Consider the following 17,797-nt stretch of genomic DNA (forward strand, 5'->3'; position numbering starts at 1 on the left):
ACTCACAAGTACACTAATTGTCAAGACCGCCGCATTCGGATATCCAAACAATCGTCCGTAGCGCTTGAATCATTATAATCGGTATAAATTCGCGCCATCGCGTCCAAAAATCCGTTGGCATAAAAATTTCCCGCGCGTCCGTGAAAATGCAAAACCGCCGCCCTTGCCTCCCCCTCCGGCGCGAACAACAATCCATCCAGCCACAACTCGTCTTTTGTATTAACCCGGCAAAATTCCGTTTTCATAATTCCAATAATGATTTATAAATTTTGAAATTTTCGTCGTCAAAACAGACAAAAAATATTCCGGCGGAACTGGCCGAATTCAAATCGCAAAATTCTTTGAAGGCCGCAGCCGCCGCGTTCACGATTGCCTCTACTTTTAATGTGGTTATTATCCTCTTTTACAACTTTTAACATAATTTTCCCAATATCAAAATTCGGCATAATTTTGATATTGAACAATTAATTTTGTTATTTTGGCCAAAGAATGCCAAACAATCAAACAGAATCTGTCCAAAATTGAAACCGATGGCAAGATTTTGTAATTCGCCCGGCGCGAAAAATTTCATGGCCGCGCCTTCGGCAAGTTTTAAATTTTCAATGTCGACCGGTTCGCGCAGAATATATATCACCTGCTTGATGCCGCCATCTTCGTATTCACCGAAAAAATCCGCACGCTTGATTTGGCAACCAAGTTCTTCTTTGATCTCCCGCGCCAGCGCCGCTTCTGGAGATTCTCCGTCCTCAACTCCCCCGCCGAACAAAACCCATTTGCCGATCTCCGGATCTTCGTCGCGCAACTGCAACAAAAATTCCCCTTTTTTATTTTTAACGATCAAACAAACTTTGGTCTTTGGCATAAATTTTAAACTTTATAAAGTTTCATTTCGCAACAAAACCTATGAATTATCAAAATTCATTTCATCCAAACGGATAAATTTGAATTTTTCTTTTAACTTTTCAATAATTTACGGTAATGCCGCAAACATTTCCGCCGGCCGCGTTCTTTGTTCCTCTTCTTTGCGGCTTCCGTCATGCAGAAGAATAATTGATCCGTTTTGAGAATTTTTAAACACAAAATTAGAGATTTCCGCTTTTCGCAAATGAATATGCGGAAAAACATCGGCATTGATAAATTTAACCGCGTCATTTCCGCCTACCATATAATAATCAGCTCCCCGATTGACATCAAGGTACGGCGCGCGGGCAAATCCGGTATGTTTTCCGATAATGCCAAATATAACATCTTCGGCTTTCCCAAAATCAAACGCGCCTTCTTTGGCATGCGAATAGCTATGGTTGCCAATCAAATGGCCTCGTTTATAAATTTCCTTAACGATATCGGGAAATTTTTCGGCGTTTTGGCCCAAAACAAAGAAACTGGCTTTAACCGAATATTCATCCAAAAGATCCAAAGTTTTAACCGTAAAAAACGGATTTGGCCCGTCATCAAAAGTCAACGCGATTTTATTTTCCCAGCGGCTGCCGTGATCATAAACTAACATAAAACCCATTAACGGACATTCTCACATTCTCAAGAATGTTGGAATGTCCGTATAAATTCAACGAAACGCTTGCCGTAGGGCGATAATGTTTGCGCTACCTGGCGGCCTTGATAATTTTTATTGACCAATCCCGCCTGCACCAAACGCCTGACATGCTCTGAAATTGTTTTAAAATTAACGTCTAAAATATTGGCGATATCCTCAACCTTGATCCCCTCTTTTTTGGCAATTAATAATAAAATATCGATACGGCGATGATTGGCCACCCCCTTAAAATAACGCTCCAATTGCTTGGCAGTTTTCTGTTTTTCGGCCTCTTCCATAAATTTTAATTATTTGATTAAAATTATATCAAATATTAAACAACATTCCAACATTCTTGAGAATGTGAGAATGTTATTTAGCTTTAACTATAAAGAAAGTTTTATTCGGTTAGACAAAGAAATCTTCCATGATTGAAAAATCAAGTTTCCCAGTATCGAGACGAGATAGGGCACCCACCGGCAAATTGCAATTTGGGATATTGTGGCCGATTTCACCGATTTCCAAGATTGGGAAGTCATAACCGGCGGAAGCTTCCAGCATAACTTCGCCAACCGGGCGGTTGCTCAATGGATCCGGTAATGTATTGCCGAAAAAATATCCCAGGACCACGCCTTTTATTTTTTTGAAAACCCCGGTCTGGCGCAAAGCTGTAAAGCGGCGCGCCAAATTTTCCACATTGTGACAATAACCCTCCAAAAATAATATTGTGTCCTTAAACGGCGGCTCGAATCCCGTGCCTTGCAGCGTTTGGATAATGGAAAGATTCCCGCCCAATAATCTTCCTTCCGATATCCCCTCTCGCCAGCACTTCCACGCCTTTGATGAATTTGACGACTCTTGGGAAACTTCGTGTTTGGAATCGGGCAATACTTCAAACGCCTTTCCGACAAATAACGATTGCTTCAAACTTTCAGTTTCATAATCATTGGTCCCGTCGCCGTACCCCCATAACAGATCCGGGCCGTGCAAAGTTATGATGCCGGTTTTGGAAAATATCGGCAATAAAAGAGCGGTCCCGTCGCTCATGCCTCCGAATATTTTGGGAGTTCTTTTTATTAAATTCCAATCCAAACTGTCCAACAATTCATTGGCGGTTTCCCCGCCTTGCGATTGGATAACCGCCTTCACCTCCGGATCGGCAAACATTTCATGAATATCGGCAACACGCTCTTCAACCGTGCCGGCGGAATAATAATACCTTTTAAAAACATTTTTACCAACTTTGACGCGCAACCCCAAGTTTTCCAAAAATTTAACCCCGCTATCAAATTGCGGTTTTAATTCCGGCGCGATAAACCCCGATGGCGACACAATACCAACCGTATCGCCAGCTTTCAGTTTTTTTGGTTTGATAATATCCATATTTTTAAATCTTTAACCAACGCATATCGTTGCAATAACACAATTTCATCACAATATATTCCAAATGGAATATATGATAATCGCAAACTTTATATTATTTTACAAAAAACGTGAAACTTTATAAAGTTTCACAAAGAAAATATTTAATACACGGTTGAATGTTTGATTATCTCCAGCGGATAGCGGCGGCTGGAAAAATAATCCCTGACAATTTGCTTGATATCGGCATCACGCAGTTCGTTTGGCTTCATCGCATAAATTTCCTCGAACAAAAACCATTTTGTCCCGCGGGTGTCGCCCAGCAAATTCTTTTCCGAATGATCGGCAATATCGCCGGCGAAAACCAATTTTATCGCGTGAGGCACGCAGCCCCGAAACCCGGCCAAATCTTGGCGCACCAGCGAATAAATCCCGACTAAATGCGTTGGCGTGAATTCATAGCCGGTCTCCTCTTTTGCTTCTCTTTTCACCGCCTCAACCGGATGTTCGCCCGCGTCAATCCACCCCGCCGGATGGCTCCATTTGCCGTCATCGGGGTTTCCCGGCAAATTTTCCCGCACCAGCATCACCTTCCCCTCTTTTTCAATAATCGCGGCCGCCACTGCAAATGTTTGCGTGAATACCCGTTCCGTCATAATTTTATTTAAACTCAATAACCTTATCAATTTATCTTTGGTTGCGCCCATTTCATTATCAGTAATAACGATTTTGTCTCCTTCGGCATTATTTATTTCAACAATAATCGCGCGTGGCTGTTTATCCAATCCTGATGTCGCCAAAACAGCCAAATTGCGTCGCGACAATAATTCTTTTTGTTTTTTAGTTAATTGCATATCAACCGCAAATTTATTTTATTGTTTCTTCCTGATCTTCGCGCCAGGGCGGGGTGCAATTCAAAAGCAATTTCATTTTGCCTTTGTAGGTGAACTTGTTGCCGGCGGGAATCACCGCCAAATCCCCCGCCGCGCAATCTTCGCGATTGCCATTGATTTCAAAATAACCGCTCCCTTCCAAAACATAATAACAAAAATCGCATTCGCGCTGGCAAATAACGATTTCATGCCCGGCTTCAGTTTCAACTAAAACAAAACTCATTTTGGTCTTCAACCTGCTTGATGGAAAAATTTTTTTCGTTATGCCAAACTTTTAAAAACTATAATCTTCCGGTTTTTCTATCGCAAACATGTTTTTTAATTTTTGATTATTTTGCTTTTAAATTTTTCGGCCTCATTGATAAAGTAATTTTGCCAATCTTTACGGTTAATTTTTATTTTCATCACCGGGCAATCTTTCACTTCGGCGGCCAATAAAAAATTACTTCCCAACTGCAAATAATCAATTGGCACATCAAATTTGATCCGCGCTTTTTTGGCCAAATCCGTAATTTGAAAACCGAATTCATTATGCAAGCAATACAGATCAATGAAATCGCGCGCCCGGGGATTTTGGTAAATGGTGAAAATTTTGTTAACTGCGATATCAAGTGCTCCGTCGATCCGCAAATTGCCAATCTCGGTTTTTTGCTGAATTTCAGCAAAAGGAAAATATGTAAACTCAGTTTTAACAATGTCAGCGTCAAAATGGATAAAAAACAGATTGCGATTAAAACTCTGCTGGTAATCAATTTTTTTGAAGCCGAGTTTGATTTTGTTCTTTTTGAAAAAAACATTGATCGCCTGCACATCAAATTCATCTTCAGAAAAAAAATCCAGATCTTCAGATAAGCGATGATGCAAATAAAATTCGGCTAACGCCGTGCCGCCAGTGAGATAAAAACAACGGCAAATTTCTTTGTCGCCGCTGATTGCAAAAAGCAAATTTGTTTGATTTTCGGTTAAAATCGTTTTTGCCATGGTTAATTCTTAATCCCTAAAAGCATTGCTAAATACTTCTTTTTGTTTGGGTCAAGACGGAATTTTGGCCAATATTTTTTCAATTCGCGAGCACTTAATTTGTCTTTATCCAAACCGAAATTAACCATCTGCTCCAAGCGCCAAACGGCATATTTTTCCTTATCTTTCTTCAATTCTTTTATGTCAACAGACCAATTATACATAACTGCATTCTATCACATTTTATCCCAGAATCCAATCAGCGGCATTTGGAGTCGGAACCGCAATATTTTCCTGCCGGACAGCCGCAGGAGTTGCACGCGTCCACCAACCCCAGATCGCTATCAAAGCAAAGCTTGGGTTTAGTTTTTGAACACTGGCCCTGAATGGTTCCGTCCGAACACGCGGACGACCTTTGGCAGGTGCCATTCGCCGCCCACCACGCCGCCCTCGTCCTTGGCCTTTTGAAACGCCGCTTTCAATTCTTCCATTGACAATTCCCTCCCCTGATCTTGCGCGGCCTTCATCGCCCGGCAAATCGGGCAATCGTCAAAAAACATATCTTCTTTGTTTTTGTTGTCCATGCTTTTGTTTTATTTTTTTGATTAAAAATTATTTTTTTGGCCCGGGACATTGGTTTTTATTGTCTTGGGCGAATTGAGCGATACGGTCCCGGTAACGGTAATACAAATACCCCGCCAAAAGAAGAAAGAAACCCAGAATTATAAACGAAAAGAAACGATAGATGTCGCTCAACTCGGCAGTATCAACAAGAAATACCTTAACAATCACGACAGCAAACAAGGCAATCGCCAAGAATCGTTCATGAGTTGTTTTCTTAATGATCCCCGCGGCCATCAACATCACGCCGTAAACAGTCCATGCCGCCGATAACAAAACATTCTTTATGTTTTCAAAATCATATCCTGCGAAAAACTTTGCCGGATATAACTCCTGTTTGTCGCAATAACTTATAATTTCGGCGCTAGTTATCCATAAAGCAAGAAAATGAAAAACCATAAACAATAAAGGCTGGAAGAATTGGTATTCGCCGATAGATATCTTGCCCTTATTGGCGCGTATCAACGCGAGGAAAAACCGAATCGCGACCGCCGATGCGACGAACGCGAACACCCGGGCATTAAATAACGGCAAGTATCCGGCAATTTGGACATGACTGTCGAAAACCAGCAAATGGAAAAACGCGGCGGCAAAAGTCATATATGTTACGCAACGAAGCGTCGTGCTTTTAAATCTAAATGACAATAATCCGGCAGCCAATCCGCCCATTGTCCACAGAACCGGATACCAATAACTGCCAAAAAAATCATATATTTCCAAGCTCATTCCGAAAAGTCCGGCAAACGCCGCCTCAAGCGCCAAAACCGGAAACAATGATTTTCCATCATTTCCCAGTTCGCTCTTTTTGCGGCGGTAAAGATATGCCGCGCCGACCACCATCGCAAAAAATATAATATAAGCCAAAAGCCGCAAATTGAATATCGGCGCCGCGGCGGCGGCAAGATCGCCTTCAAAAACAACGAGCCTGAACAGCGCGATCAAAAACAAACAATGGCCAAACGCCCGGTAAAGAACAAGTTTCAATTTGTAACCGATGGCAATAAACGCCAGCGCTTCAGCCGCCCAAACCATAACAGACCATTTTCCATGGTTGGCAAAAAAATCATGGATTTCAAAACTTGTCCCGACAACAATGGCCAACGCTGATTCCAACAGCAACAAAGGAAAGACCGCCGATTCCCCTTCGCTAATTTCTCTCTTGAATTGACGATATAAATAGGCTGCACCCGCGGCGGCGGCAAAACACATAACATACGACAAGAACCGGCCATTGAGCAAAAATATCGCTTGCTCCGACGCGGTGTTTTCAAAAAACACCAGTCTAAACAGCGAGATAAATATCAGAAGATTGCCAAGCGCCCGATAAAGGACAAGCTTCAATTTGAAACCGGTGGCGGCAAACGCCAGTGCTTCAGCCGCCCAAGCGACTACAACCCATTTCCCGTCAAATTGTATCGGCGCCGCGATTGCAAGTAAAATAAAACCCGGCGTCAACAAAAAATGGCGGAACAATGACGCTCGCTCGCCTTCCCCGCCCACCATCACCGCCAACACGCAATAGAAAGCGCCCAGAATAATAGTGAACCATCCCATCGAATCGGGATACAACGGATTGATAATCGCGTAACTCATCACGAAATAAAACATCGGATTGAGCGAAATTAACGCCAAATCCCAGGAATTTTCGGGAGATTTTTTGATAAAATATTGTATAAATGAAATAAACAAAAAAATCGCAAAGAATAAAGTCAAATATCCCTGCGCCGAGGCGAATTGGAAAGAACTGTAAAAATTGAAATACCAATAAAAATAAGCCAGCGCGGTACCCGCGAAACTAACCGCCGACAGCGGTTGCCACAACTTATAAAAAGCGGTTAAAAATACCGCCACATCAAGCAATGCCACATAAAGGAACAAAATATGCGGACTGGAATTGCCATTGCCGATAAGCAAGGGCGTCAGAAAACCGCCTATCTGGGCAAATATCGCCAGCGCCATTGAATTTTGCCGCAACGACAGCAAGATGCCAACCGCGGTAATCAAAACCATTGCAAAAAACGCCGCCGGTTGAGCCATAAGCCTATAAAAGGCGAATCCCGCGTAAAAAGATACATACAGAACCCCCAACCCTCCCCCGGTCAAAGCATGGCTGTAGCTCAAATAATGTTTGCGGGTAATTTCACCGATTATTAAAAGGATTATTCCCGCCGCCACGCCCAATACCACCCGGCCGAATTCATCAATCAGACTATTCTCAAACGCGTAACGCAAGAAAAAACCAACCGCGCAAATCACGGCCACTACGCCCACGCTGGTAAATATTTTACTGCCGATTTTAAATTCTAAATTTCCATCGGATTTCTTCTCGGGCCCGATACCGAACGCTTCAATTGTTGCCGCAGGTTTTTGCTCTAAAGCGGCGGCGGGCGGTTCTTGAACGATTTCCAAAGGAATCGTTTCAACGGCCGCTTGCATCTTCTCGAGCGGCACCGACTGCCCGGCGGCAACCGAAGTCTCTTTTTTTCTTATTTCCAGCTTGGCATGCAAATAATCTACTTCATCCCTTAATCGGTCAATCGCATTTTTAAGATACAAAAACACGAACAAAAGCACGATAAAAATAAAAATTTCGTACATATTTTTTGTTTTCTTTATTCTAACTCTGTTTGCAACTATTGGCTATCAACAAAAAATCGCTTGGTTCCGCAAGCATCATCCGCTGCCGATACATTTAGGAAAGATTTTCCCGGACATCGCATTCGATTTGTTTTTTCAATTCCCGCGGATCATTGAATTTTTTAATGTCTCTGATTTTTTTTATTGTCCGCACCGCAACCGTTTCTCCATATATATCATTTGCCAAATCTTGAATGAAGATTTCCAAAGAGACCGGCTCGCCAAATGTTTCCTTCGGCCCGAAAAACAGCAATCCTTTATATTCCCGACCCAAAACCTCGACTTGAACCAGATAAACCCCGTGGTTCAAATCAACATCTACCGCGTCCAAATTCGCGGTCGGGAACCCCATCCCCTTCCCCCGTCCCGCTCCCCGCACCACCTTGGCATTAAAATTAAATTCTCCCATGTATTTTGGAATTTATATAAAAAAAGATGAGCTTATTTAGCCCCTTGCGGCGGAAACTGAGGCATATTCAACTGGGTAGCCAAAGTCCCAAGACTTTTATACATCTTTATTGATACTTTTGTTAAAGTTATAACTTCCGCCGGTTTGAGCAAAAGCTCTACCTTATCGGCATATGAGCGCCCCTTTATTGCGACATCAATTTTGTCACAAATCGGACAATCCTGCCGGTGATTCCTCATATCAGCGCTCAGCGCACATAAAAAACAAACATTTATTGACCTTCGCATAATAGATTGACTATCATATCAATATAATTCGGAAGCCTTTAAAAATCCTTTCATTAATTCTTTGTCTCCGGCGATCTTGCATTTGCCGGATTTGACCGCCCGCCCCAGGGCGGGCAGGCCTTGCGGCCGCAAGTTGCAGACATATTTGTTTTTCATCGCCGCCCAGAAATATTCAACGGGATTAAGCTCGGGCGCGTAGGCCGGAAATCTCTCAACTCGCAACCAGTATTTTTGAGTTTTTAAATATTCTTTGACGATCTTGGCGCGATGTGCCGCCAATCCATCCCAGAAAAGAAGCAATCTTTTTCCCTTAAACCAGTATTTTAATAATTTTAAATATACAAGCACATCTTCTTTTTTGACGCTTCCTTTTTTGCTTTTCAAAAACATCGCCGGATTGCTTCCTGCCGGCGCGCAAACCAGCGTTGCCGTCAAACTCATTGCGGCCCACGATCCGGTGGATTTGATTACCGGCGTTTTGCCTTTAATCGCCCAGGTTTTTCTGACCGTGGGGCGGTCGGAAATTCCCGATTCATCATGGAATCCCAGCTTAAAATGATGTTTTTGCGCCCATTTTTTTTAACCTTGGAAAGGTTTTTACTCTCCAAGTTTTGATGGCTTTCTCATCTCTTTCTTTGGCTTTGATTTCGGGTTTTTGGCTGGTAAAACCCAGCGAGATTACCACCCTCCAGACATGGCCGGGGTGATATTTTGTTCCCGATATCTTTTTGATCAGATCTCGCAGTCTTGCCAGCGTCCAAAGATCGGTGGCATATCCCTGCTTTTGCGCTCCTTTGAGGATCGCTTTTTTGATTTCGCGTTTTTCCTCTTGGGTCAATTTGGAATCCGGCCCGGGATTGCCTTTGCTTTTCAGGCCATCCCATCCTTGGGCTTTGTATGCTTCCACCCAATTGCTCACCGCTTCAAAACTGACTCCCAGTTTTTTGGCGATTTTATATTGGGTTTGGCCTTTTTCCCAAAGCTTTATCGCTTTGATTCTTCTTTTCTGAAGATCATCTTTGCTTTTGCAAGATGGTGAAGATTTACGATTTTTCATATGCCTTCATTATCCCACAAAGGCGATTATAGTCAAGTTATTATGCGAAGGTCAATAACGCTACTTTTGTTTCTTCATCCAAAGTACTCACCTGCCAGACAAAGTTAAGCAAATTTATAAGATAATGTCAAAATCATCTCGTTCGCTCTTAATCCCAAACTTTCCGTTTGCTAATTATAGCGACTTCCATACGATCGTGAATTACAAATGATTTTGAAGTGTCAATATTTTTAACAATTTTTTGTAAAGCATTTTTTGCTATTTGTTGACATCTTTCATCCCAATCAATTTCTTGATAGTCAGCTATCATGCAATTTTGCATATCTTCAAAATCATTAAATTCCCAGTCAATCGAGTAACCGATATTATTCTCGATTGTCAAACTATAATCTCGCGCTATACTGTCAATTACCCACCTAGAATGATTAACTAATGTTGAATGCTTAAAATAATTTAAAGACAAATCTATCGAACCAAATAACGCTTGGACAGAATCAGTTGGATTTTCTTCTGGATCAGCAATAATAATTTGACCGTTATCTTTTAAAACGCGCAATGATTCAAGCAACGCCCCCCTTGTTTCTGCAAGGCTATCTCGTGAAAACTAAGCAGCATAAAAACCGTGTCAACGCTTTTATCCGGCAACAAAATCTTGGTCGCGGAACCAACCTTAAAATCAATTTTATCTTTTAATTCAGTAGTAACTTGCGAAATGGCTTTATTTATTACATTGATATCGTTATCTATCGCAATATAGTGCTCCGCATATTTAGCCAACATCAAACTCGCTCGTCCTTCGCCACATCCTATCTCAAAAATTCTTTTCCCTTGAGGCTTAATTAAATTAACCAATATCCCCTCTTCTTTTTTTTGACGGTCAATAATCATAATCAAATATCCAAAATTATTTTCCCCGATTTACAATTTCACCAACCAACTTTATCAATTCGCCTTTTTTATCAAGATCGTAATAACCTTCTATCTTGCCGAACAATTTCCCATCTTTAAAAAATAACAGCGCGGGCAATTTGGATATTTGGTATTTTCCCAGCAACAATGCGGTTTTCAATTCAATTTTTTCATAGTTTATCTTCATGCCCGCCACCAAATCTTTAATCGGTATTGACCTTAAAAGGCATTCTATCGAATTTTCATTGAAAAATTCAACCATTGCCGGTTTTTTTGATTCTAAAGACGATAAAGTAAATTTATCTTCCGCAACCAAAAACATTGGCGTAACTGGTTGGGCTCCAAACCTGTCTATAAACAAATCCGTAGCTTTCCGCGAATCATTATTGATTTCTTTTTTTATCTTTACGTATTCTTTTTCATTCTTTGCCACCTTAATAGCTTCAACTCCGCACGCCCTTTGGCATTTCCCGCAGCTAATACACTTTTTATTATTGATTTTTATGCTTTTCTTCTTTTCGTCCCACGACAAAGCTCCGGTCGGGCAAACCGCGATACCGCTACATTCTTTCGCATTGTCGCAAATTTTGAAATTGATCAACACTGTCATATATTTTATCAACCCGAAGCAACAAAACCAGGCTTAATGGCATTTGCTGTCGGAGCCGCAAAACTGCCCGAGGGGCAGCCGCAGGAGTGGCAGGCATCGGTCAAATCCACTTCTTCGTCGATGCAAAGCTTGGGCTTGTCAGTGGAGCATTTACCAAAAACCGTGCCGTCGGAACAATGCTTGCCGTCGGCATTGTCAAAAATCGAAAATCTAGCGCTACTGATATCGCCGATGTTTTGCCGGGTCGAATCGAATATCCGAACGAATATAATATTTATTATACCACATTGTCATCCAACCATTTCCTCCTGCTCCACGCACCACGGCGGCGTGCAATTCAAAAGCATCTTCATCTTTCCTTTATAAGTGAATTTATTGCCCGCCGGTATCACCACCAAATCCCCCGCAGTGCAATCCTCACGGCCGCTATTAATTTCAAAATATCCGTTACCTTCCAAAATGTAATAACAAAAATCACATTCCCGCTGGCAGATTGTGGTTTCATGCCCGCTTTGGGTTTCAATCAAAACAAATCTTGTTCTTACCGTCAGACCGCTTGATGGAAAAATTTTTCCCTTGATTCAGAATTTCTCAAAACTATAATCTTTCGGCTCTTTTATTACAAACATATTTTTTATTATTCTTTAATCATCGCAAACCCATCGTTGTTAATAGCTCTTCCCTTGCTTATAATTTTCTCAACCATATCCCGATATAACGCAGGCAATAAATCGTCCTGCATTTCTTTAAATCCCTGCTCTTCGTAAAACTTTTGGTTTCTTCTTCGGCACATCAAATATATCGGCCGTCTTTTTTCCTGGGCAAGAAGCATTTGTATCAGCTTGCCGCCAATCCCTTTTTTCCTAAATCCTTCAACCACTGCGACGCTCGATAATTCAATATTGCCATCGCCAATCTCGGTTATTCTGGCACATCCCAAAACGCGCCGGCCCTGCGCCGCCACCAAAAAACCATCGGCAACCATATTGGACGCATTCAAATCAAAAGCAATCATCATCTCCAATATTTGCGGCAAATCATCCTTGTTCGATTTTCGATAAATAATTTCTTCCATTTATCATTTTAAAAAAACTTCGAGTTGAGAATCCAACGCTTTGGCGATTTTTTGCAAAAACAATAACGATGGGTTCGAGCGTCCCGATTCCAAACGGGAAATTGCCGATTGCTTTGTGCCAATTTTTTCCGCCAGATCTTGTTGCGATAACCCGCTTTTCAATCTTTTTTTAATTACCATTTCGATCAACGCAAATTCCGGCCCGAGTTTTTCATAATGCTTGGCAATTTCTTCGTCTTTTAATAGTTTGTTTTTAAATTCAGTATATGTTTTCATAAATTATATATAACATATATGTTATATATTAGTCAATCTTTCATGCCTCTGAATAGCAACTTTGATCTCCTTTTTGGGGATTTTATCGGATTTTTTGACGAAACCGTGCAGCAAAATTATATTCTTCCTTTTAAAACAATAAAAAAATCTTATTTCCTGCCGGCTCCGAATTCTCAATTCGTAAATCGCGGCGGTTATCTTTTTGCTGTGCGGCATGCCTAATTCATGGCCGAAATTCTCAAGCAAATCGATAACCCGCAAAACTTTTGCGATCGCCGGTTTTTCCAAAGAATTTATAAACCCTTCAACCAAATCATCCAAAATAATTTTATTATCTCTTTCGTTTCCCATATTGCAAAACTTCTTTTAACCAAGCCTCAATTAATTCTGCGACTTGATTTTCACATTTGTGATATGTGTGGTCGGCGCCATCGATTATCGCGGTTTTTGAATTTTGGTTTTTCAAATGGCTGGCGACGATTGCCAGGTCTTCTTTTGGCGAGTTAATACAAAGATTTTCTTTGGAGCCATAGAACGCCAGAATCGGCATTTTGATTCTCTCCAGCTTCTCAAAATTGCCGTTTTCGAAAACCGGGAAAATATCCGCCTTGGTGTCTTTGCCGAATTCATCGACGAAACTTTTTGCCGAAATGTAATATGTGCCGCGGATCGGCCGCGGCAACAATTCGTTGCCCCTCCCCTGCGCAACCATAGCTTCCGCTTCCGCAAGATCTTTTTCAAAATTCTGCGGATCAAATTTTTTCAATAGCCCGGCGGCATCTGCCGGCGACATCAAAACCAGCGCGGTAACATCCGCGGGTATTTTTTCATTTAAAAAATAAATTGCTTTGCCGCCGCCCTGGCTTAGCTCGACACTAACTAAGTTTTATCGTTTTAGCAGGATTTATTTGATCTGGATTCTAGGCGCGAGGAGCGTAATGTAGTCGTAGCACTACATTAGCGACAAGCAACAACGAAGACAGATCAAATAAATCCTGCCCTGCGGGAACATTGAAATTAAATCGTTTTCCGCTTCACTCTTCCTCAATGTATCTGAAAAAGATACAATTTCGTCATCGTTCATTGAAACCGACTTAATTTGAATGTTCTAAAACGATAAAACTTAGTTAGTGTCGAGCCTCCCTGCAAAATTATTTTTTCATAACCGCGCGACCGGAAAAAATCCAACCACGCGCCAATGTCCAAAACGCATTCTTCAAAAATATCAAATGCCTGCCCGATTCTTTTTATCTGGTCGGTATCGCCCACCCGAAAATCCGCGATCTGGTCATGGCCGCGCAAATTAACCGTTAAAAACCCGAATCCGGCCGCGGTATAAGTTTCGGCCATCGCGTCCAAAAACGCATTGGCATAAAACCCGCCGGCCCGGCCGTGCAAATGCAAAATGCCGATTTTCGATCCGGCGTCCGGCTCAAAAAGCAACCCGGGCAATTTCAATTGATCGCAAGTATCTGTCCGGCAAAAAGTAGTTTTCATAATTTATCAAATATAATAACTTAAATCAGCTTCCAACTCAAACAAAAACCCGGGTTATCCCGGGATTAAAAATTCGATGTTTTTTATTTCGCGCCGGTCAGTTTTTTGAAGCCTTCCATAATTTCCACCGGCAGGGCGAAGATCACGGTTTTGGACGGATCGGGATTTATCTTTTCAATGGTTTGCAAAGTGCGCATCGACAGGCCCCCGGGAGTGTCGGTGAGCATTTTGGCGGCTTCGGCCAATCGCGCCGATGCCTGGAATTCGCCTTCGGCGCGGATGATGATGGCTCTTCTTTCGCGTTCGGATTCGGCCTGCTTGGCCATAACGCGCTTCATATCCGCGGGCAATTCAATATCCTGGATTTTGATGTCGGTGACATTTATCCCCCAACTGTTGGTGGCTTGGTCAACGATTTGTTTGATCGCTTCGGAAATTTTCTCGCGCTCGGAAAGCAGCGGGTCAAGTTCAATACCGCCAATCACATCGCGCAACGCGGCTTGCGCGTATTGCGCCACGGCCAGCGTGTAATCCTTGATATTCAAAATCGCTTTCTCGGCCGACTCCACCTGGAAATAAACCACGGCGTTGATTCCCACCGGCACATTGTCTTTGGTGATCACTTCCTGCGACGGAATGTCGGTGGTGGTGATGCGCATATCAACTTTGACCATGCGCTGGATGCCGATCAATATCCATGTCAATCCCGGCGACCGCGTTCCCGAATATTGTCCAAGAGTCAAAACAAGCGCCCGTTCATATTGGTCAACCACGCGCAAACCAATAAGAAGGACCGACAAAACCAAGCCTACAAAAATCGCCAGCAATCCCAGCGGCCCAAAAATGCTCATTGCCGGGCCGACAAGAACAATGGCGCCAATAATCAGCGCGGCGATACTGGACAAAGAACTGATATCTTGATTGTTTTGTGCCATACAATTTAATTATTTAGCTTAAATTTGCCTTTTATGATATTCATTATAGCATAATCTTGATAGAGTAAAGGCAACAATAATTTTCAATTATCAATTTACAATTTTCATTGAATTTTCAATGCACCAATGAATCAAACAGAATCCTAACTGAAACATTTGTTTGGAACATTGAAATTTGGAACATTTATTGTAAATTGTAAATTGAAAATTTTATCTCTATGGATTTCGACGCTTCAATTGAAAAATTCACGCGAATTTCGGCGGCCTATAAATCCCGATTGAAAAATATGGGAATTTTGACGATGCGGGATTTGCTCTATCACTTCCCCTCGCGCTACCATGATTTTTCCGCGCGGACGAATATCGCCGATTTGGAAGTCGATAAAACCGCCTGCGTCCAGGGAACCGTCGAAACAATAAAAATGATCCGCATTTGGAAGCGGCACATGACGCTCATTGAAGCCATGGTGACCGACGCTACCGGCTCGGTAAAAGCTTTATGGTTCAACCAGCCATACCTTGCCGGCACCCTTAAAAAGGGCACTATAGTTTGTCTGGCGGGAAAACTGGTTGACAAAAAAGGCGCCAAATACCTTTCCAACCCGATGTATGAAAAAGTTCGCGACGGTTTTGAAACCGAAGAAGATTACACCCACACCGGACGGATGGTGCCGGTTTATCCGGAAACCGCGGGTGTTTCCAGCCGCTGGTTGCGCTATATTATCAAACCGCTCCTGGCCGGTTATTCAAAAATGCCCGATCCCCTGCCTGAAAATTTGCTCGGCGATTATGATTTCATGCCGTGGCGCGACGCGATAAAACAAATCCATTTCCCGGAATCCGATGAATTCGCCGCCGCCGCGCGGAAGCGTTTCGCGTTCGAAGAATTGTTTTTCATCCAGTTGGCGGTTTTGCGCGAACGCGTGCGGCTGAACAGCGAAAAAGCTTTGGCAATCCCGTTCGACGCGGACTTGGTGAAAGAATTCGTGCAATCTCTGCCCTTCACCCTTACCCAGGCCCAGCGCGAAACCGCCTTTCGGATATTGAAAGATTTGGAAAAACCGCGGCCGATGAACCGCCTCCTGCAAGGCGATGTCGGCTCGGGCAAAACCGTCGTGGCGATGATCGCGGCCCTGGCAACCGCTAAAGCCGGCGCGCAAATCGCGGTTATGGTGCCCACGGAAATCCTCGCCCAACAACATTACGCGAGCTTTTCCAAAATGTTATCGCCGCTCAACATTGAAATCGGCTTGCTTTGCAGCAAGAATTCCCGGCTTTCTTCATACGGATCCGCGTCAAAATCCGCGGTGCTGGAACAGGCGAAAAGCGGCGAAGTTTCCATTTTGATCGGTACCAACGCTTTGATTCAAAAAGGCGTTGAATTTAAAAATCTAGCTTTGGTGGTTTTGGACGAACAGCATCGCTTCGGCATCGACCAGCGCGCGGCGCTCGCAAAAAACAACAAAACAAATTCAAAAAAATCCTTGGTGCCGCATTTGCTTTCAATGACCGCCACGCCCATCCCCCGCACCCTGGCGCTCACAGTCTATGGCGACCTTGACCTGGCACTGATCAATGAAATGCCCGCGGGCAGGCTTAAAGTTGGAACAAAGATTGTCCTTCCCGATGGTCGCGCCAAAGCTTACGAGATGATCCGCAAAGAAATCCAATCCGGCCGCCAGGCGTTCGTTATCTGCCCGCGCATCGACCCCGACGAGGACAAGCCCGAACAAAAGCGGGACGGAATTTTATTCGACCCGAAAGCCGATTACTCCGGCGCGGACGCGGTCAAGGCCGTCAAAGAAGAATATGAAAAACTGTCAAAAGAAATTTTTCCGGAATTGAAAGTCGGCATGATGCACGGCAAAATGAAAGCCGCGGAAAAAGAAGAAGTGATGGTAAAATTAAAAGACGGGAAAATAGACATTCTGGTTTCCACCTCGGTGATCGAAGTCGGCATCGACATTCCCAACGCCACGATCATGGCCATCGAAGGCAGCCACAAATTCGGCCTGGCGCAATTGCACCAGTTCCGCGGCCGTGTGGGTCGCGGCGAACACCAATCGTATTGCCTGCTGTTTTCCGATTACCCCACCCGGCGCCTGAACGCGATGCTCAAATTCGACAGCGGCTTCGACCTGGCCGAAAAAGACTTGGAAATCCGCGGCCCGGGAGAAGTGTTCGGCTCCCAGCAATGGGGCGCGCCCGATCTAGCCATGGCTTCCCTCGCCGACGTGTTCCTGGTGGAAAAATCCCGCAACGCCGCCAAAGGCATTCTCCAAAACGACCCCGACCTCTCGCGCCATCCCGCACTCCGCGCCCGCATCCAGCACTTCCGCGACCGCGCCCACCTGGAGTGAAGCTCGAATGTTCGAATATCCGAAATCCAAAACAAAAATCCGCAGGAGTCTTGCTCCTGCGGATTTGCGTCTTGATAAAAAGACTATAAACACCAGATTGCGTTTACAATAATTCCAAAACATCCTCGGCGGTCAAAACTTCGGGGTTGCCCAACATATGGCCCAAGCGATTGATCTCGGGCCGCATCAAATTGGCTTTTCCCAAAACATCGGTCTGGGCGAAAGTCTTGCGCGCCGGACCATCGGAAATTATCCGGCCAAACGAATCGCGGCAAACATATTCGTAAAATTTCATATAATTTTACTTCTTCCTCCCCTTTTCCGTGATCCAGAAACCGAGGGGCTTGTTGAGAATGAGGCGGGTCTGAGATTCCAGCG

Annotated in this window: 26 protein-coding genes; 1 reads left to right on the plus strand and 25 read right to left on the minus strand. The window is 43.5% G+C overall.

What is annotated here, in order from left to right; translation table 11 throughout:
- Positions 1 to 20: 20 nt before the first annotated feature.
- The 24 genes from L7H18_05535 to L7H18_05650 form a co-directional block, all read right to left on the minus strand.
- The gene (locus L7H18_05535) at positions 21 to 245 is read right to left on the minus strand and encodes a hypothetical protein (GenBank protein UMX47869.1); all 225 of its coding nucleotides are present in this window, start codon (positions 243 to 245) and stop codon (positions 21 to 23) included.
- 167 nt (positions 246 to 412) lie between these two features.
- Positions 413 to 862: an NUDIX domain-containing protein gene (locus L7H18_05540; protein UMX47870.1), complete on the minus strand. Its 450-nt coding sequence runs from the start codon at positions 860 to 862 to the stop codon at positions 413 to 415.
- Between the two features lie 108 nt (positions 863 to 970).
- A complete protein-coding gene (locus L7H18_05545; GenBank protein ID UMX47871.1) occupies positions 971 to 1,507 on the minus strand; it encodes a polysaccharide deacetylase family protein in 537 nt (178 codons plus the stop codon).
- Positions 1,508 to 1,536: 29 nt separating this feature from the next.
- Positions 1,537 to 1,830 carry a winged helix-turn-helix domain-containing protein gene (locus L7H18_05550; protein ID UMX47872.1) on the minus strand — a complete coding sequence of 98 codons (294 nt, stop codon included), beginning with the start codon at positions 1,828 to 1,830 and terminating at the stop codon, positions 1,537 to 1,539.
- A gap of 109 nt (positions 1,831 to 1,939) precedes the next feature.
- Positions 1,940 to 2,914, minus strand: coding sequence for an LD-carboxypeptidase (locus L7H18_05555; protein UMX47873.1), 975 nt, complete (start codon positions 2,912 to 2,914; stop codon positions 1,940 to 1,942).
- A 143-nt stretch (positions 2,915 to 3,057) separates the two neighbouring features.
- On the minus strand, positions 3,058 to 3,747 hold the full coding sequence (locus tag L7H18_05560; GenBank protein ID UMX47874.1) for an NUDIX domain-containing protein: 690 nt from the start codon (positions 3,745 to 3,747) through the stop codon (positions 3,058 to 3,060).
- Between the two features lie 13 nt (positions 3,748 to 3,760).
- Positions 3,761 to 4,009, minus strand: coding sequence for a cupin domain-containing protein (locus L7H18_05565; protein ID UMX47875.1), 249 nt, complete (start codon positions 4,007 to 4,009; stop codon positions 3,761 to 3,763).
- A 95-nt stretch (positions 4,010 to 4,104) separates the two neighbouring features.
- The gene (locus L7H18_05570) at positions 4,105 to 4,767 is read right to left on the minus strand and encodes a nucleotidyl transferase AbiEii/AbiGii toxin family protein (protein UMX47876.1); all 663 of its coding nucleotides are present in this window, start codon (positions 4,765 to 4,767) and stop codon (positions 4,105 to 4,107) included.
- Positions 4,768 to 4,769: 2 nt separating this feature from the next.
- The gene (locus tag L7H18_05575) at positions 4,770 to 4,940 is read right to left on the minus strand and encodes a hypothetical protein (protein ID UMX47877.1); all 171 of its coding nucleotides are present in this window, start codon (positions 4,938 to 4,940) and stop codon (positions 4,770 to 4,772) included.
- 168 nt (positions 4,941 to 5,108) lie between these two features.
- Positions 5,109 to 5,330 carry a hypothetical protein gene (locus L7H18_05580; GenBank protein UMX47878.1) on the minus strand — a complete coding sequence of 74 codons (222 nt, stop codon included), beginning with the start codon at positions 5,328 to 5,330 and terminating at the stop codon, positions 5,109 to 5,111.
- Positions 5,331 to 5,358: 28 nt separating this feature from the next.
- Positions 5,359 to 7,965: a DUF2339 domain-containing protein gene (locus L7H18_05585; GenBank protein UMX47879.1), complete on the minus strand. Its 2,607-nt coding sequence runs from the start codon at positions 7,963 to 7,965 to the stop codon at positions 5,359 to 5,361.
- A gap of 94 nt (positions 7,966 to 8,059) precedes the next feature.
- Positions 8,060 to 8,413 (minus strand): riboflavin kinase, encoded by a 354-nt coding sequence (locus tag L7H18_05590; GenBank protein ID UMX47880.1) that lies wholly within the window; start codon positions 8,411 to 8,413, stop codon positions 8,060 to 8,062.
- Positions 8,414 to 8,718: 305 nt separating this feature from the next.
- Positions 8,719 to 9,189 (minus strand): transposase, encoded by a 471-nt coding sequence (locus L7H18_05595; protein UMX48456.1) that lies wholly within the window; start codon positions 9,187 to 9,189, stop codon positions 8,719 to 8,721.
- Positions 9,190 to 9,250: 61 nt separating this feature from the next.
- Positions 9,251 to 9,757 carry a winged helix-turn-helix domain-containing protein gene (locus L7H18_05600; protein UMX47881.1) on the minus strand — a complete coding sequence of 169 codons (507 nt, stop codon included), beginning with the start codon at positions 9,755 to 9,757 and terminating at the stop codon, positions 9,251 to 9,253.
- A gap of 148 nt (positions 9,758 to 9,905) precedes the next feature.
- The gene (locus L7H18_05605) at positions 9,906 to 10,325 is read right to left on the minus strand and encodes a hypothetical protein (GenBank protein ID UMX47882.1); all 420 of its coding nucleotides are present in this window, start codon (positions 10,323 to 10,325) and stop codon (positions 9,906 to 9,908) included.
- Complete coding sequence (locus L7H18_05610) at positions 10,301 to 10,645, minus strand: class I SAM-dependent methyltransferase (protein ID UMX48457.1); 345 nt, start codon at positions 10,643 to 10,645, stop codon at positions 10,301 to 10,303. The genes L7H18_05605 and L7H18_05610 overlap by 25 nt, the downstream gene beginning before the upstream one ends.
- A gap of 16 nt (positions 10,646 to 10,661) precedes the next feature.
- Positions 10,662 to 11,276 carry a 4Fe-4S binding protein gene (locus tag L7H18_05615; protein ID UMX47883.1) on the minus strand — a complete coding sequence of 205 codons (615 nt, stop codon included), beginning with the start codon at positions 11,274 to 11,276 and terminating at the stop codon, positions 10,662 to 10,664.
- 290 nt (positions 11,277 to 11,566) lie between these two features.
- Complete coding sequence (locus tag L7H18_05620) at positions 11,567 to 11,803, minus strand: AraC family ligand binding domain-containing protein (GenBank protein UMX47884.1); 237 nt, start codon at positions 11,801 to 11,803, stop codon at positions 11,567 to 11,569.
- 110 nt (positions 11,804 to 11,913) lie between these two features.
- Positions 11,914 to 12,351: a GNAT family N-acetyltransferase gene (locus L7H18_05625; GenBank protein ID UMX47885.1), complete on the minus strand. Its 438-nt coding sequence runs from the start codon at positions 12,349 to 12,351 to the stop codon at positions 11,914 to 11,916.
- 3 nt (positions 12,352 to 12,354) lie between these two features.
- Complete coding sequence (locus L7H18_05630; GenBank protein ID UMX47886.1) at positions 12,355 to 12,627, minus strand: helix-turn-helix transcriptional regulator; 273 nt, start codon at positions 12,625 to 12,627, stop codon at positions 12,355 to 12,357.
- A 21-nt stretch (positions 12,628 to 12,648) separates the two neighbouring features.
- Positions 12,649 to 12,978: a type II toxin-antitoxin system RelE/ParE family toxin gene (locus tag L7H18_05635; GenBank protein ID UMX47887.1), complete on the minus strand. Its 330-nt coding sequence runs from the start codon at positions 12,976 to 12,978 to the stop codon at positions 12,649 to 12,651.
- Positions 12,959 to 13,429 carry a DUF1749 domain-containing protein gene (locus L7H18_05640; protein ID UMX48458.1) on the minus strand — a complete coding sequence of 157 codons (471 nt, stop codon included), beginning with the start codon at positions 13,427 to 13,429 and terminating at the stop codon, positions 12,959 to 12,961. Before L7H18_05640 ends, L7H18_05635 begins: the two co-directional genes overlap by 20 nt.
- Positions 13,430 to 13,707: 278 nt before the next feature.
- A complete protein-coding gene (locus tag L7H18_05645) occupies positions 13,708 to 14,124 on the minus strand; it encodes a hypothetical protein (GenBank protein UMX47888.1) in 417 nt (138 codons plus the stop codon).
- An 83-nt stretch (positions 14,125 to 14,207) separates the two neighbouring features.
- A complete protein-coding gene (locus tag L7H18_05650; protein UMX47889.1) occupies positions 14,208 to 15,059 on the minus strand; it encodes a slipin family protein in 852 nt (283 codons plus the stop codon).
- A gap of 218 nt (positions 15,060 to 15,277) precedes the next feature.
- Between L7H18_05650 and recG the strand changes: the two genes are divergently transcribed.
- Complete coding sequence (gene recG, locus L7H18_05655; GenBank protein ID UMX47890.1) at positions 15,278 to 17,419, plus strand: ATP-dependent DNA helicase RecG; 2,142 nt, start codon at positions 15,278 to 15,280, stop codon at positions 17,417 to 17,419.
- A 103-nt stretch (positions 17,420 to 17,522) separates the two neighbouring features.
- Here recG and L7H18_05660 read toward each other — a convergent pair whose 3' ends face one another.
- On the minus strand, positions 17,523 to 17,714 hold the full coding sequence (locus L7H18_05660) for a hypothetical protein (protein ID UMX47891.1): 192 nt from the start codon (positions 17,712 to 17,714) through the stop codon (positions 17,523 to 17,525).
- Positions 17,715 to 17,797: the final 83 nt, after the last annotated feature.

This window comes from Candidatus Nealsonbacteria bacterium DGGOD1a, from assembly GCA_022530585.1.
In the GTDB taxonomy this organism is placed as follows: domain Bacteria; phylum Patescibacteriota; class Minisyncoccia; order Minisyncoccales; family UBA5738; genus UBA5738.